This is a genomic window from Priestia sp. SRI_019 (assembly GCF_057586255.1).
Genome location: NZ_JBYCZN010000001.1, coordinates 446,042 through 462,431 on the forward strand (window position 1 = coordinate 446,042; position 16,390 = coordinate 462,431).

Annotated in this window: 12 protein-coding genes; all 12 read left to right on the forward strand. The window is 41.3% G+C overall.

All coding sequences use genetic code 11. The features are described from left to right. Positions 1-26 precede the first annotated feature (26 nt). A complete protein-coding gene (locus tag AC2YJL_RS02315; protein ID WP_251568807.1) occupies positions 27-2,096 on the forward strand; it encodes a sigma-54 interaction domain-containing protein in 2,070 nt (689 codons plus the stop codon). A 238-nt stretch (positions 2,097-2,334) separates the two neighbouring features. Next, a complete protein-coding gene (gene yqiS, locus AC2YJL_RS02320) occupies positions 2,335-3,246 on the forward strand; it encodes a phosphate butyryltransferase (RefSeq protein ID WP_028410667.1) in 912 nt (303 codons plus the stop codon). A gap of 12 nt (positions 3,247-3,258) precedes the next feature. Beyond that, on the forward strand, positions 3,259-4,362 hold the full coding sequence (gene bcd / locus AC2YJL_RS02325; RefSeq protein ID WP_013059125.1) for a branched-chain amino acid dehydrogenase: 1,104 nt from the start codon (positions 3,259-3,261) through the stop codon (positions 4,360-4,362). Positions 4,363-4,458: 96 nt separating this feature from the next. After that, complete coding sequence (gene buk / locus AC2YJL_RS02330) at positions 4,459-5,538, forward strand: butyrate kinase (protein WP_372586389.1); 1,080 nt, start codon at positions 4,459-4,461, stop codon at positions 5,536-5,538. 28 nt (positions 5,539-5,566) lie between these two features. Continuing rightward, entirely contained in the window at positions 5,567-6,988 is a 1,422-nt protein-coding gene (gene lpdA, locus AC2YJL_RS02335; RefSeq protein ID WP_028410669.1) for a dihydrolipoyl dehydrogenase, read from the forward strand. A 20-nt stretch (positions 6,989-7,008) separates the two neighbouring features. Further along, positions 7,009-8,001: a thiamine pyrophosphate-dependent dehydrogenase E1 component subunit alpha gene (locus AC2YJL_RS02340; RefSeq protein WP_013084976.1), complete on the forward strand. Its 993-nt coding sequence runs from the start codon at positions 7,009-7,011 to the stop codon at positions 7,999-8,001. Positions 8,002-8,013: 12 nt separating this feature from the next. Further along, a complete protein-coding gene (locus AC2YJL_RS02345) occupies positions 8,014-8,997 on the forward strand; it encodes an alpha-ketoacid dehydrogenase subunit beta (protein WP_013084975.1) in 984 nt (327 codons plus the stop codon). 15 nt (positions 8,998-9,012) lie between these two features. Further along, a complete protein-coding gene (locus AC2YJL_RS02350; RefSeq protein WP_251568805.1) occupies positions 9,013-10,272 on the forward strand; it encodes a dihydrolipoamide acetyltransferase family protein in 1,260 nt (419 codons plus the stop codon). Positions 10,273-10,550: 278 nt separating this feature from the next. Then, positions 10,551-12,587, forward strand: a complete 2,037-nt coding sequence (locus AC2YJL_RS02355; protein WP_251568804.1) for an acyl-CoA mutase large subunit family protein — start codon at positions 10,551-10,553, stop codon at positions 12,585-12,587. Then, on the forward strand, positions 12,580-14,730 hold the full coding sequence (scpA, locus tag AC2YJL_RS02360; protein ID WP_230933568.1) for a methylmalonyl-CoA mutase: 2,151 nt from the start codon (positions 12,580-12,582) through the stop codon (positions 14,728-14,730). Before AC2YJL_RS02355 ends, scpA begins: the two co-directional genes overlap by 8 nt. A 16-nt stretch (positions 14,731-14,746) precedes the next feature. Further along, positions 14,747-15,742, forward strand: coding sequence for a methylmalonyl Co-A mutase-associated GTPase MeaB (gene meaB / locus AC2YJL_RS02365; protein ID WP_251568803.1), 996 nt, complete (start codon positions 14,747-14,749; stop codon positions 15,740-15,742). A gap of 193 nt (positions 15,743-15,935) precedes the next feature. Then, positions 15,936-16,373, forward strand: coding sequence for a BrxA/BrxB family bacilliredoxin (locus AC2YJL_RS02370; RefSeq protein ID WP_028410674.1), 438 nt, complete (start codon positions 15,936-15,938; stop codon positions 16,371-16,373). Positions 16,374-16,390 lie beyond the last annotated feature (17 nt).

Sequence of the window (16,390 nt, forward strand, 5' to 3'; positions counted from 1 at the left end):
ATATTAAGTAGAAAAGGTGAAAAAATATGCAAAATGTGTTGATCGTTGGAGGAGGAAAAGGCGGATTAGCTATTCTGAAAATCTTGTTGGAAACAGAATTTATGAAAGTGATTGGTGTAGTAGACGTACGAGCTAACGCGCCGGCTGTTTTGCATGCGCAAGAACAAGATATTTCAACCGGAATGAATTGGGAGCCTTATATGACAAAGCAGCTCGATGTCATTGTTGAAACAACAGGTAAACAAGGCGTCTTTCAACAATTGCAAAGAAGCAAACCCGCTGATGCACTGGTAGTGCCGGGATTGGTTGCTGAAATTATGGCCAATCTGATGGAGGAAAAAGAAGAGTTAATTCAACGGTTAAAGCAAGAATCGTATAAATATGATCTTATTTTTAACGCAGCTCATGATGCGATGGTCGTGATTGATAGGAATGGATATATTACGCTATTTAATCAAAGTGCCGAGCGCTTGACGAACTTTTCACACAGAGATGTAATTGGTAAGCATCTTCATGAAGTTATTCCAAATAGTAAACTTGTTGATGTTCTTCATACAAAAACGATTGATCAAAATAGTGAATTTGTGTTAGATAGGGGACGGAAGGTAATTACGACTAGAATACCAATACTCGACGAGAATGGAGAGCTGTTTGGGGCCTTTTCGATTTTTAAAGATATTACGGACGTTGTCGGATTGGCAGAAGAAGTTACGAACTTAAAAGAAGTACAAACTATGCTTCAAGCAATTATTCAATCTTCTGAAGAAGCTATTTCAGTTGTCGATGAAGAAGGAAGAGGGATTTTAATTAATCCTGCTTATACGAGAATTACGGGTTTAAAAAAGACGGATATTATTGGTCAGCCCGCGACTGCCGATATCTCTGAAGGAGACAGTATGCACATGAAGGTGCTGCAAACAAGGCGTCCTGTTCGAGGTGTAAGAATGAGGCTCGGTCCGAGTAAAAGAGACGTGGTTGTCAATGTTGCACCCGTTATTGTCGACGGGAAATTAAAAGGAAGCGTTGGCGTTATTCATGATATGTCTGAAATTCAAGAGCTTACAAATGAACTCAAGAGAGCGCGTCAAATTATCCGAACGCTGGAAGCGAAATATTCATTTGCTGATATCATTGGTCAATCTGAAGAGTTTCAGTTAGCAATTGAGCAGGCTAGACTTGCTGCTAAAACACCAGCTACTGTTTTGCTGAGAGGTGAATCTGGGACGGGTAAAGAGTTGTTTGCACATGCGATTCATAATGCGAGCAGCCGAAAGTTTAATAAATTCGTCCGGATTAACTGTGCTGCGCTTTCCGAGTCTTTGCTTGAAAGCGAACTTTTTGGGTACGAAGAAGGAGCTTTTTCCGGGGCAAAAAGAGGCGGGAAACGCGGCGTTTTTGAAGAAGCCAATAACGGTAGCATCTTTTTAGATGAAATCGGGGAGCTCTCAGCTCATATGCAGGCTAAGCTGCTTCGGGTGCTTCAAGAAAAAGAGCTTATTCGCGTTGGAGGAACGACTCCTATTCCGGTGAATGTTCGCGTTATTGCAGCTACGAATGTGAATTTAGAAAAAGGAATGGCTGATGGAAGCATCAGACAGGACTTGTATTATCGGCTAAACAAAATTCCGATTCACATACCTCCTCTTCGGAAGAGAAAAGAGGATATTGGTGCGCTTGTTACACACTTAATTACAAAAATTAATCAAGATTACGGCCGGCATGTTGAAGGAGTAACAGAGCGGGCTTTACAGTCATTAAGATCATACGACTGGCCAGGAAACGTCAGAGAGCTTGAAAACATATTAGGCAGAGCGATTATTTATATGCACTATACAGAAACAATGATTGATTCTGTTCATCTCCCTTCACTTGAAGGCAAGGGCAAAAAAGAAAAAAATCAGGTGAAGGAAGAGGTAGTATTCGAAGGGAAGACTTTAGCGCACATGATGGAAAATTACGAAGGGGAACTTATTCAAAAAGTGCTGCTTGCAAACGAATATAACCGAACGAAAACAGCAAAACAGCTCAATATTTCCCTGCGTTCTTTGTATTATAAGTTGGAAAAATACAATCTTGCAAATAACAGCATGCAATAAAATGCATGGTGTGCAATTTATTGCATATAAATAGAGAGGTATTCTTTTTTTCTATTTGGTGTTAGAATCAATAAAAAAATTTTTTTGTGCGTAAGAACGGATATAAGCAGCTATATTATGTAATATATGCAGTGGATGGCACAAATCTTGCATGTATTTTAGGTGACTGCATAAACGCGCAGTATGCTCTTTAAAACGGAGCAAAAGAAAGAATGAAAAAGGAGAGGTCGAACATTCCATGACTCTTGCTACCATCTTATCTCGGGTTGCTAAGCAGTCTTCTTTGACTGTTGCTGTTGCTGCAGCTGAAGACTTAGAAACAATTGAGGCAGTGTATGAAGCTGTGTCAAGGGAAGTTTCTGAATTTATTTTGTTTGGCAACGAAACGACAATTAATGAATTATTCAGGCAGTACCGCCCATCCTTACTCACTCATAAGGCTGTGACGGTCGTACATACGGAGTCCGTTTTAGAAGCGGCTCAATTGGCTGTGCGTTCAGTTCAGCAAGGTCAAGCTCATATCGTAATGAAAGGGAATTTATCCACATCGCTTATTTTAAAAGCTGTGTTAAATAAAGAGCATGGTTTGCGTACGGGAAATGTTTTATCACATGTAGCTGTGTTTGACGTTCCTCACTATGACCGTCCGATTCTTGTAACAGATGCAGCTATGAATATTACGCCGTCTCTGGAAGAGAAAGTTCAAATCATTCAAAATGCGGTGAACGTTGCCCACTCGATTGGGATCGAGATGCCAAAGGTAGCTCCTATTGCAGCGGTTGAAGTTGTGAACCCTTTGATGCCTGCAACAGTAGAGGCTGCACTTCTTACACAGATGAACCGCAGAGGACAAATTAAAGGCTGCGTTATTGATGGACCTTTAGCACTCGACAATGCCATTAATATAGAAGCAGCCAAGCAAAAAGGTATTCAAAGTGAAGTTGCCGGTCAAGCAGATATATTACTCGTTCCAGCAATTGAAACAGGGAACGTCTTATATAAATCCCTCATTTATTTTGCTAAAGCAAAAGTTGGAGCTATTCTAGCGGGAGCAAAAGCTCCGGTCGTCTTAACGTCCAGAGCAGATTCATCAGAAAGTAAATTATACTCACTGGCGCTTGCTATCAGCGTCGCTCAACAGAATTCTTAGGAGGCACTAACAATGAAAATTTTTGACTATATGGAAACATACGATTATGAGCAGTTATTATTTTGCCAAGATAAAGATTCAGGCTTAAAAGCCATTATTGCGATTCACGATACAACAATTGGACCAGCCCTAGGCGGTACGAGAATGTGGACATATGAATCAGAAGAGGCTGCAATTGAAGATGCGCTTCGTCTATCACGCGGAATGACTTATAAAAATGCAGCAGCAGGCTTGAATTTAGGCGGAGGGAAAACGGTTATTATCGGAGATCCTCGCAAAGACAAAAATGAAGCGATGTTCCGTGCATTTGGTCGCTTTATTCAAGGATTAAATGGTCGATATATTACAGCAGAAGATGTGGGCACAACGGTAGAGGATATGGATATTGTATATGAGGAAACGGATTATGTAACGGGTGTATCTCCTGCTTTTGGTTCATCAGGCAATCCATCACCGGTCACAGCCTACGGTGTATACCGAGGAATTAAAGCAGCAGCAAAAGAAGCATTTGGAACAGATATGCTTGAAGGAAAAGTAGTAGCTGTCCAAGGCGTAGGAAACGTAGCATATAATTTATGCCGCCACCTTCACGAAGAAGGAGCGAAACTTATTGTAACGGATATTAATAAAGAAGCTGTTCAGCGTGCGGTAGAAGAATTTGGTGCGCAAGCAGTAGACCCGAATGATATTTATGGTGTAGAATGTGATATCTATGCTCCTTGTGCACTCGGAGCAACGATTAACGACGAAACGATCCCTCAAATAAAAGCAAAAGTTATTGCAGGGGCAGCTAATAATCAATTAAAAGAAACGCGTCATGGTGATTTAATCCATGAATTAGGCATTGTATATGCACCGGACTATGTTATTAATGCAGGAGGCGTTATTAACGTAGCTGATGAGCTAGTTGGATATAACCGTGAGCGTGCGCTGAAAAAAGTTGAAGGTATTTATGATAATATTGAAAAGGTAGTTGAAATCTCAAAACGAGATGGCATTCCAACCTATCTAGCAGCAGATCGCTTAGCTGAAGAAAGAATTGAAAAGCTGCGTCGTTCACGCAGTCAATTTTTACAAAATGGACAGCATATTTTAAGTAGACGTCATACGCGCTAATGTTTGAGCTGAAGGCTAGGCAAAAGGAATAAATGAAATCCTTTCGACCTAGCCTTCGTTTATGAGAATGATAAGGTAGGAGGACATTTGTTGGATATGCACGAATATCGAATGCTGATAATAAATCCGGGTTCAACGTCCACGAAAATTGGCGTATTTCACAACGATAAACCAATTTTTGATCGAACAATCCGCTACGATTCACAGCAAATGAATCAGTTTGAGACGATATATGCACAGTATGAGTTCCGTAAAAACTCGATTTTAGAGGCACTTGATGAAGAAGGGATTAATTTATCTAAATTAAGTGCAGTATGTGGAAGAGGAGGGCTTTTACGCCCGATTGAAGGCGGCACATACCAAGTAAATCAAGCCATGCTCAAAGATTTAAAAGACGGTTATGCCGGCCATCATGCTTCAAATTTAGGCGGGATTTTAGCGTTTGAGATTGCGTCTGGATTAAATATTCCAGCGTACATTGTTGATCCAGTGGTGGTAGATGAGCTAAGTGACATCGCTCGTATCTCAGGAACTCCTTTTATGGAAAGGAAAAGCATCTTTCACGCGCTGAATCAAAAATCGGTTGCTCGAAAAGTGGCTAAAGAAATGAATAGCACGTATGAACAAATGAACGTTATTGTTACCCATATGGGCGGAGGCATTACAGTCGGAGTTCATCAACGCGGAAAAGTAATTGATGTGAACAATGGCCTGCACGGTGACGGTCCTTTTAGTCCAGAGCGCGCTGGCGGTGTACCGGTTGGTGAATTAGTTCGTCTTTGCTTTTCAGGTCAGTATTACCGCGATGAGATTATGAAAATGCTTGTAGGAAAAGGCGGGCTTGTCGGTTATTTGGGCACATCTGACGTGCAGAAAGTCGAAGCGCTAGTGAAAAATGGAAACGAAAAAGCTAAGCTTATCTACGAAGCAATGGCTTATCAAATTTCGAAGGAAATTGGAGCTGCCAGTACAGTATTGCATGGAAAAGTAGATGCCATTATTTTAACAGGAGGCATTGCTTATTCAAAAGCGTTTGTTGAGCTGATTATTAATCATGTAAAGTGGATCGCAGATGTCATTGTTTATCCTGGAGAAAATGAGCTTCAAGCGCTAGCTGAAGGGGCTCTCCGAGTGCTTACAGGTGAAGAAGAAGTGAAGGAATATAAAGGCGCTTAATAGCGTTTGCAGAAAGGTGTGAAGCAGTGTGGCAAAAGAATATGATTTGGTCATTCTCGGCGGTGGAACCGGAGGGTACGTAGCAGCTATTCGTGCCTCTCAGTTAGGTCTATCAGTAGCGGTTGTGGAAAAAAATAAGTTAGGCGGCACATGCCTGCACGCGGGGTGTATCCCAAGCAAAGCTTTACTAAGAAGTGCAGAAGTCTACCAAACGGCTAAGAAAAGCAGTGAATTTGGCGTAGAAACGTCCAATGTACTATTGAACTATGCGCGTGTACAAGAGCGAAAGTCAGAAATTGTTTCACAGTTACATAATGGTGTTAAACAGCTAATGAAAAAAGGTAAAATTGACGTATATGAAGGAATTGGACGTATTTTAGGACCTTCTATTTTTTCTCCTATGCCAGGAACTATCTCCGTCGAATTAAAAAGCGGTGAAGAAAACGAAATGCTTATTCCAAAGAATGTAATTGTCGCAACCGGGTCTCGTCCTAGAACATTACCTGGTTTAACGATTGACGGAGAGAAAGTAATCACTTCAGATGAAGCATTAAAGATGGAAACACTTCCTGCTTCTATTATTATTGTGGGAGGCGGCGTCATTGGAATTGAATGGGCGTCAATGCTCACAGATTTTGATGTTGATGTAACGGTTGTGGAATACAGCGATCGAATTTTACCAACAGAAGATCAAGATATCTCCCGTGAAATGACGAAGCTTTTAAAAGCAAAAGGAGTTACCATTATTACTTCTGCTAAAGTAATGGCTGATACACTGTCTATTGATGGTCAGGTGAAAATTTCCGCTCAAGTAGGAGACGATATGCAAGAATATGAAGCAGAAAAGCTGCTTGTATCTGTAGGGCGTCAAGCGAATGTCGAAGGAATTGGTCTCGAGAATACTGATATTGTAGTAGAAAACGGTGTGATTGCCACGAATGATTTTTATCAAACGAAAGAATCTCATATCTACGCAATTGGAGATGTGATTGGCGGACTGCAGCTTGCACATGTAGCTTCTCACGAAGGAATTGTAGCTGTGGAGCATTTACATGGTGACAAGCCTTTGAAGATTGATTATACAACAATCTCTAAATGCGTATACAGCAGCCCTGAGGCAGCAAGTGTAGGATTAACAGAACAAGAAGCAAAACAGCAAGGATTTCAGCTGAAGGTTGGAAAGTTTCCGTTTAAGGCCGTTGGAAAAGCTCTTGTATATGGAGAGGCAGAGGGATTTGTTAAAATTATTGCCGATGCCGACACAAATGATGTTCTTGGTGTGCATATGATTGGACCTCATGTGACGGATATGATTTCTGAAGCGGGTCTTGCAAAGGTATTGGATGCTACACCATGGGAAATTGCTCATACCATTCATCCTCATCCTAGCCTTTCAGAAGCGATGGGAGAAGCTTCATTAGCTGTAGATGGAAAAGCGATTCATTTTTGATGATTAAAGGAGGTTTAAACATGACAAAAAACCGTCATGAATCATTAGGATTAACTGATGAACAAGTACTTGAAATGTACCGAACTATGCTGCTTGCACGAAAAATTGATGAGCGTATGTGGCTATTAAACCGTGCAGGGAAGGTGCCTTTTGTTATTTCATGTCAAGGTCAAGAAGCCGCTCAGGTTGGGGCAGCTTTTGCCTTAAACAGAGAGAATGATTACATATTACCTTATTACCGGGATCTGGGTGTTGTGCTGGCATTTGGAATGACTGCGCGCGATTTAATGCTTTCTGGGTTTGCTAAAGCAGAAGATCCAAACTCAGGAGGTCGTCAAATGCCAGGTCACTTTGGCCATAAGGAAAAGCGAATTGTAACAGGATCTTCTCCAGTTACAACACAGGTGCCTCATGCAGTAGGAATCGCTTTAGCAGGACGATTGGAGAAAAAAGACTTAGTAACGTTTGTTACGTTTGGAGAAGGATCTTCTAACCAAGGAGATTTCCACGAAGGCGCGAACTTTGCAGGTGTTCATAAGCTTCCTGTTATCTTTATGTGTGAAAATAACAAGTATGCGATTTCTGTTCCGGTTGAAAAGCAGCTAGGGTGCGCAAAAGTATCTGATCGTGCGATTGGATATGGTATGCCAGGCTACACAATTGATGGAAACGATGTCCTTGAAGTATACCGAGTGGTAAAAGAAGCAAGAGATCGTGCATCCAGAGGAGAAGGGCCTACTCTTATTGAAACTGTTTCAGAGCGTTTGACTGCCCATTCAAGTGATGATGATGATCGTGCATATCGCGGCGCAGAAGAATTGTCTGAAGCTAAAAAGAGCGATCCGCTTGCGTACTTTGCGACTTATTTAAAAGAGGTTAACGTGTTAACCGATGAACGAGAAAAACAAATGCTTGATGATATTATGAACATCGTTAATGATGCAACAGATTATGCTGAAAACGCTCCTTATGCAGAAGCGGAATCGGCTTTAAAATACGTGTACGGTGAGTAAGGAGGAGAACATATGCCGGTTATTTCATATATTGATGCAGTAACAATGGCCATTCGTGAAGAAATGGAAAGAGATTCCCGCGTGTTTGTATTAGGAGAAGACGTAGGGAAAAAAGGCGGCGTATTTAAAGCAACTAACGGACTGTACGAACAGTTCGGGGAAGAAAGAGTTATTGACACACCTCTTGCAGAGTCTGCTATTGCAGGCGTAGGAATCGGAGCAGCAATGTACGGCATGCGTCCGATTGCTGAAATGCAATTTGCTGATTTTATTATGCCTGCAGTCAACCAAATTGTGTCAGAAGCAGCAAAAATTCGCTATCGTTCTAATAATGATTGGAGTTGTCCAATTACAATTCGAGCTCCTTACGGCGGCGGAGTTCACGGCGCTCTTTATCATTCTCAATCTGTTGAAGCACTGTTTGCCAATACGCCAGGGTTAAAGATTGTAATGCCTTCTACGCCTTATGACGTAAAAGGATTATTAAAAGCAGCTATTCGTGATGATGATCCAGTTCTTTTCTTTGAGCATAAGCGTGCGTACCGTTTGATTAAAGGAGAAGTCCCTGAAGATGATTATGTACTTCCGATTGGCAAAGCAGATGTAAAGAGAGAAGGAGACGACATCACGGTTATTACATATGGTCTTTGTGTACACTTTGCTCTTCAAGCTGCTGAAAAACTGGAAGCAGACGGCATTTCAGCACACATCTTAGATTTAAGAACGGTCTATCCTCTTGATAAAGAAGCTATTATAGAAGCAGCATCTAAAACAGGTAAGGTTCTGCTTTTAACGGAAGACAACAAAGAAGGCAGCATTATGAGCGAAGTAGCAGCTATTATTGCTGAACACTGCTTATTTGATTTAGATGCGCCAATTCAGCGCCTTGCTGGCCCCGATGTTCCAGCTATGCCGTATGCACCAACAATGGAAAAATATTTTATGGTGAATCCAGATAAAGTAGAAAAAGCAATGAGAGAATTAGCTCAATTTTAAAAGGAGTTGTATCAATTGGCTATTGAAAAAATTACGATGCCTCAGCTCGGTGAAAGTGTAACAGAGGGTACAATTAGCAAATGGCTCGTTTCTGTTGGAGATCACGTAAATAAGTACGACCCGTTAGCTGAAGTCATGACGGATAAAGTAAATGCTGAAGTGCCTTCTTCTTTTAGCGGAACAATTAAAGAGTTAATTGCAGGTGAAGATGATACTTTGCCTGTAGGAGAAGTGATTTGTTTAATTGAAGTAGAAGGAACTGTACCTCAAAAAGAACAGAAAACGTCTGATAAGACTGTAGAAGAATCAGCGCCAAAAACAGCGGACAGTCAATCCAATAAAAGCCGATACTCTCCAGCTGTTATGCGTCTGTCACAAGAGCATAATATTAATTTAGATACCGTGACAGGCACAGGAGCGGGCGGCCGCATTACGAGAAAAGATATTTTAGCTGTTATCGAAAAAGGCGGAGCTGCTGAAGTGAAAGAAACACCTGCATCAACAGTTCAGCCAGCAGCACCTGTAGCAGCAGCTGCTCCAAAAACGCAGCAGCCCGCGCCTGTTGTGTCTGCTGCAGGAGATCAAGAAATACCTGTTACAGGCGTGCGCAAAGCTATTGCAGCAAATATGCTTCGCAGCAAGCATGAAATTCCGCATGCATGGACAATGGTTGAAGTTGATGTAACGAACTTAGTTTCTTATCGTGATGCATTAAAGACGGAGTTCAAACAAAAAGAAGGTTTTAACTTAACGTATTTTGCGTTCTTCGTAAAAGCAGTGGCTCAAGCTTTAAAAGAATTCCCTCAAATGAATTCAATGTGGGCAGGAGACCGTATTGTTCAGAAAAAGGACATTAATGTATCCATTGCTGTTGCAACAGACGATGCTTTATTTGTGCCGGTTATTAAACAAGCCGATGAAAAGACAATCAAAGGCATTGCGCGTGAAATTACAGAGCTCGCGCAAAAAGTTCGTACAGGTTCATTGAAGTCTGAAGACATGCAGGGCGGAACATTTACTGTTAACAACACAGGCTCATTTGGTTCCGTGCAATCAATGGGGATTATTAATTACCCGCAAGCGGCTATTTTACAAGTAGAATCTATTGTAAAACGTCCGGTTATTATTGATAACATGATTGCTGTTCGAGATATGGTTAACTTATGTTTATCACTTGATCACCGCGTGTTAGACGGCTTGGTGTGCGGCAGATTCTTGGCAAGAGTTAAAGAGATTTTAGAATCTACGTCTAAAGAGAATACGTCCGTCTATTAAAAAAGAGGCTGGCGCTAAAAAAGAGGCTGGCGCAAAACTATTTTAGCTGAAGGAAGATCCGAACGATGAATTGAGATTCTTGATAGAGAATCCCACTCGTTCGGATTTTTTTATCGTGATGGTAAATGTAGGGTGATCATGTCCCCGTCTTGTTTTATTTTGAAGCAATGATTGAACAATTTGTAAAAGATGTATTAAAATAAAAGAAGAATCATCAAACTTCAAAGTGTAATCATCTCGGTTTAGCAGGCAGCTATTAACTGTAAAGGGGCATGGAAATGAAAACAAATACATTATCATTTCATGAATTTACACGTACACCTAAAGAAGATTGGGCACAGGAAGTTAGCAAAAATACCGCGCTCCGCTCAAAAGAAACGTTAGAAAACATCTTTTTGAAACCGCTTTATTTTGAAAGTGATACGGCACATTTAGACTACTTGCAGCAGAGTCCGGCGGAAATAGATTGTTTAAGAGGAGCCGGTAAAGAATCATACATACTAGGGGAATGGGAAATTACCCAAAAAATCGACTTGCCTTCTATTAAAGAAAGCAATAAACTTCTTTTACACAGTTTGAGAAATGGACAAAATACGGCCGCTTTTACGTGCAGTGAAGCAATGAGGCAAGGAAAAGACGTTGATGAAGCAACTGAAGCTGAAGTAGCCTCAGGCGCTACAATTTCCACTTTAGAGGATGTTGCTCATTTGTTTCAGCATGTAGCTCTTGAAGCTGTGCCTTTATTTTTAAATACGGGATGTACATCCGTTCCACTTCTTTCGTTCCTAAAAGCATACTGTGCTGATCATAACTTTGATATGAGACAGCTGACAGGTACGGTTGGAATGGATCCGCTCGGCACCCTTGCTGAATATGGAAGAGTTCCACTTTCTACTCGAGATTTATACGATCATTTAGCTTACGCAACGCGTTTGGCTCACAGTAATGTTCCAGAGCTCAAAACGATCATTGTATCAAGTATTCCTTACCATAACAGCGGTGCAAATGCTGTTCAAGAACTAGCTTATATGCTTGCTACAGGGGTGCAGTATATTGATGAATGCATAAAACGCGGTTTGTCCTTACATCAAGTTTTACCTCACATGACCTTTTCTTTTTCAGTTAGCTCACATTTATTTATGGAAATATCAAAACTTCGTGCTTTTCGCATGCTTTGGGCAAATGTGGTTCGTGCTTTTGATGACACGGCCGTTTCAGTGCCGTTTATCCATACGGAAACGTCACATCTTACACAGTCTAAAGAAGACATGTATACAAATGCATTAAGGAGCACGGTTCAAGCATTTGCTTCTATTGTAGGAGGAGCCGATAGTCTGCATATTGAACCGTATGATTCCGTCACATCTTCATCTTCTCAGTTCGCTCATCGCCTTGCCCGTAACACTCACTTAATTTTACAGCACGAAACACATATATCAAAAGTAATGGATCCTGCCGGAGGCTCTTGGTACGTTGAAGCTTACACACATGAATTAATGACAAAAGCTTGGGAGTTATTTGGCAACATTGAAGACCACGGCGGAATGGAAGAAGCTTTAAAACAAGGGCGAATTCAAGATGAAGTTGAACAAATGAAAGTAAAAAGACAAGAGGATATAGAGTGCCGAATTGAGCGCTTGATCGGAGTCACACACTATGCTCCTAAGCAACAGGATGTATCTCAAGAGATAAAAAGCACGCCGTTTAAAAAAGTAGAAATAAAAATGGATAAATACAGTGATCAGACCGCTTCGGAATTTTCATCAAATCTTTCGCTAGAGGACTATACAAAGCTAGCATCTAAAGGGGTAACAGCAGGGTGGATGCTAAAACAAATGGCGAAGCAGACACAGCCTGACAGTATTGTGCCGCTCACTAAGTGGAGAGCAGCAGAGAAGTTTGAAAAAATACGGGTTTATACAAAGGGGATGAGCATTGGCATTATGGAGCTCACCGATCCTACCAGCCGTAAAAAAGCTGAGATTGCCCGGTCTTTATTTGAAAGCGCAGGCTTTGCGTGTGAAACAATTAAAAACATAGATTCCTATGTGGAGATAGCAGATTGGATGAATGAACAAGAGCACGAAGCATATGTGATCTGTGGAAGTGATGAACTCGTGGAAAAGCTCTTAACAAAAGCGATGACTTATTTTGAGGAAGATTCCGTTTATGTGTACGTAGTAGGGGAAGAACATGTATCACGCAAAACGCAGTGGCAGCAAAAAGGTGTAATGAGCGTCATACATCCTAAGACGAATGTTATTCAATGCGTTAAGAAGTTATTATGTGCATTGGAGGTAGAAGTTCATGTATAAAAAGCCTTCTTTTTCTAATATTCCATTATCATTTTCAAAGCAGCAAAGGGAAGATGACGTGACTCAAAGTTCATTCACTGCTTTTCAAACAAATGAACAAATTGAATTAAAATCAGTATATACAAAAAAAGACAGAGATAGCCTCGACTTTATTCACTTTGCACCTGGCGTCCCACCGTTTGTGAGAGGACCGTATGCAACGATGTATGTGAATCGGCCTTGGACGATTAGACAGTACGCAGGATACTCAACGGCGGAGGAAAGCAATGCCTTTTACCGCCGAAACCTAGCTGCTGGACAGAAAGGGCTGTCTGTTGCTTTTGACCTCGCTACCCACCGCGGCTATGACTCTGATCATCCAAGAGTTGTTGGAGATGTAGGGAAAGCAGGCGTGGCAATTGATTCAATGATGGATATGAAGCAGCTGTTTGAAGGGATTCCGCTTGATCAAATGTCCGTGTCGATGACGATGAACGGGGCCGTGCTTCCTATTTTGGCCTTTTACATCGTAACAGCTGAAGAACAAGGGGTAAAAAAAGAAAAGCTGGCTGGAACGATTCAAAACGATATTTTAAAAGAATATATGGTGCGCAATACGTATATTTATCCTCCTGAAATGTCAATGCGAATCATTGCGGATATTTTTAAATATACAGCGGAGTACATGCCGAAATTTAACAGTATCAGTATATCAGGCTATCATATGCAAGAAGCAGGCGCTCCAGCAGACTTAGAGCTTGCTTATACGCTTGCAGACGGACTTGAATATGTACGAACCGGCTTGAAAGCAGGAATTACAATTGACGCATTTGCTCCGAGGCTATCCTTTTTCTGGGCAATTGGAATGAACTATTTTATGGAAGTAGCGAAAATGAGAGCAGGAAGGCTGCTATGGGCAAAACTAATGAAGCAGTTTGAGCCGGATAATCCTAAATCTTTAGCTCTTAGAACGCATTCTCAAACGTCCGGCTGGAGCTTAACGGAGCAGGATCCATTTAATAATGTTATTAGAACATGCGTCGAAGCTCTGGCTGCAGTATCAGGACATACGCAGTCGCTTCATACAAACGCACTGGATGAGGCGATTGCTCTTCCAACTGATTTTTCAGCTAGAATTGCCCGAAATACGCAGCTTTATTTACAAAATGAAACGGAGATTTGTTCCGTTATTGATCCTTGGGGAGGCTCTTATTATGTGGAATCATTAACGAATGAATTAATGATAAAAGCGTGGAAGCATCTTGAAGAAATAGAGCAGCTCGGCGGAATGACAAAAGCAATAGAAGCAGGCGTACCTAAAATGAAGATAGAAGAAGCCGCTGCGCGCAGACAAGCAAGAATAGACTCGCAGGCAGAAATTATTGTAGGTGTGAATCAGTTTCAGCCGGAGCAAGAAGAACCGCTTGATATTCTGGATATTGATAACACAGCAGTTCGAATGAAGCAGTTGGAAAAGTTAAAGAAAATACGCAGTGAACGTGACGAACAAGCGGTAATCGAAGCGCTTAATCGACTGACCAATTGTGCCAAAACAGGTGAAGGTAATCTCCTTGCTTTTGCGGTTGAAGCTGCGAGAGCGAGAGCTACACTAGGTGAAATTTCAGAAGCTATTGAGAAAGTGGCTGGAAGACACCAGGCTACTTCTAAGTCAGTCAGCGGGGTATACAGTGCGGAGTTTGTGCATCGAGATCAAATCGAAGAAGTTCGAAAGCTCACGGCTGAATTTTTAGAGGAAGAAGGAAGACGTCCAAGAATTTTAGTCGCAAAAATGGGGCAAGACGGTCACGACAGAGGATCGAAAGTGATTTCAACAGCCTTTGCTGACCTTGGATTTGATGTTGATATCGGCCCTTTATTTCAAACGCCTCAAGAAACAGCAAGGCAAGCTGTAGAAAACGACGTACATGCGATTGGCATAAGCTCTTTGGCAGCCGGGCATAAAACGTTACTGCCGCAGCTTGTTGAGGAATTAAAGAAATTAGAGCGCGACGATATCGTTGTTATTGTCGGAGGCGTTATTCCTAAACAAGACTACTCATTTCTTTTAGAACACGGCGCTTCTGCAATCTTTGGACCTGGAACAGTAATCCCAAAAGCGGCCGTTTCCGTTTTATATGAAATAAAGAAACGGTTAGAAGAATAGTTGGTGAAGACAATTGGTGAAATTAAAAACGGTACAAGATTATAAACAAGGGCTGCTTGAAGGAAAAAGAACAGCGTTAGCTCAAGCCATTACTTTAATTGAAAGTAAAGCGCCGAAGCATAAAGTACTAGCACAACAGCTGATTAAAGAAATCTATCCTCATACGGGGCATTCAGTGCGCATTGGTTTTACAGGGGTACCCGGAGCAGGAAAAAGTACGCTGATTGACAAATTTGGTTCGTACCTATGCAAAAATGGCCATTCCGTTGCAGTTTTGGCAGTCGATCCAAGCAGTACCTTGTCTGGAGGAAGTATTTTAGGAGATAAAACGAGAATGGAGCTGCTTACCAAACAAGAGAATGCTTTTGTCCGTCCTTCACCTTCTCAAGGAACGCTTGGAGGTGTTCATCTTAAAACGAGAGAAGCCATTTTTCTTTGCGAAGCGGCTGGGTATAACATCATATTTGTCGAAACGATGGGCGTTGGCCAAGGTGAAATGATTGTAAAAGAGATGGTAGACTTCTTTGTTCTGCTTGCTTTAACCGGAGCAGGAGATGATTTGCAAGGAATTAAAAAAGGGCTGCTTGAGTGGGTTAATTTGATTTGTGTAAATAAAGCAGACGGGGATAACCGGCTAAAAGCAGAAGTGACTGCAAAAGAATACGAAAGCATCATCGGTTTCCTTCACGGTCATTCTGGAGGATGGAACTCACAGGTCATCACAACTTCTGCTTATGAAGAAGCATCATTTCAAGACTTGTGGAAGATAATTTGTGACTATAAGGAATGGATGAATAAAAAGGATCTGTTTTATACAGTAAGGCAAAAGCAAATGAGGGCATGGTTACAAGCAAGTGTTAATGAATATTTACAAGAATCATTTTATGAACATCCTTTAGTTAAGCAAACGTTAGGGGATGTTGAAAAACAAATGATGACGGGAGATGTCACAATGGCTGAAGCTCTCGAACACTTGATTAAAACCTACCAGCAGGCGATGAAGGAAATATAAAAAAGGATCCTGCATTTTATGCGGATCCTTCTACACTAGGGAGTTAAGAGTATGGTTTACTAGCTGTAAAAATAGTATCACCATTTCTTTTCTTGTTTAATCTTGATTACCTAGAAAAAATGAGTCAAAGCAATCGCCTTTTTAGTTTTCGTTTGCTATGATAAAGAATAGATAGCAAAAGGGAGGTATGAAAATGAATATCGATTTTAACTTGTTTATGAACGACGTTGTTCGTCAAGCCCGCAAAGAAATTACAGCTGCTGGTTATACAGAATTAACGACGGCTGAAGCGGTAGATGAAACCTTTAAAAAGCCTGGTACAACGCTTGTAATGGTGAATTCAGTTTGTGGTTGTGCAGGAGGTATTGCAAGACCTGCTGCAGCGCACTCTGTACATTATGATAAACGTCCAACAAACTTGGTTACAGTATTTGCTGGGCAAGATAAAGAAGCAACTGCACGTGCACGCGAATACTTTGAAGGTTATCCGCCTTCATCTCCATCTTTCGCTTTATTAAAAGACGGAAAAATTATCACAATGGTAGAGCGTCACGAAATTGAAGGCCATGAGCCAATGTCAGTTGTGATGAAGCTGCAAGAAGCATTCGAACAGCACTGTGAAGAAGTGTAAGAGAGAAGCCGTTTTGA

Excerpts from the sequence above, each read along its gene's own strand:
- AC2YJL_RS02315 (WP_251568807.1), top strand. The coding sequence starts at position 27 with ATGCAAAATGTGTTGATCGTTGGAGGAGGAAAAGGCGGATTAGCTATT.
- yqiS (WP_028410667.1), top strand. The coding sequence starts at position 2,335 with ATGACTCTTGCTACCATCTTATCTCGGGTTGCTAAGCAGTCTTCTTTG.
- bcd (WP_013059125.1), top strand. The coding sequence starts at position 3,259 with ATGAAAATTTTTGACTATATGGAAACATACGATTATGAGCAGTTATTA.
- buk (WP_372586389.1), top strand. The coding sequence starts at position 4,459 with ATGCACGAATATCGAATGCTGATAATAAATCCGGGTTCAACGTCCACG.
- AC2YJL_RS02340 (WP_013084976.1), top strand. The coding sequence starts at position 7,009 with ATGACAAAAAACCGTCATGAATCATTAGGATTAACTGATGAACAAGTA.
- AC2YJL_RS02345 (WP_013084975.1), top strand. The coding sequence starts at position 8,014 with ATGCCGGTTATTTCATATATTGATGCAGTAACAATGGCCATTCGTGAA.
- AC2YJL_RS02355 (WP_251568804.1), top strand. The coding sequence starts at position 10,551 with ATGAAAACAAATACATTATCATTTCATGAATTTACACGTACACCTAAA.
- scpA (WP_230933568.1), top strand. The coding sequence starts at position 12,580 with ATGTATAAAAAGCCTTCTTTTTCTAATATTCCATTATCATTTTCAAAG.
- AC2YJL_RS02370 (WP_028410674.1), top strand. The coding sequence starts at position 15,936 with ATGAATATCGATTTTAACTTGTTTATGAACGACGTTGTTCGTCAAGCC.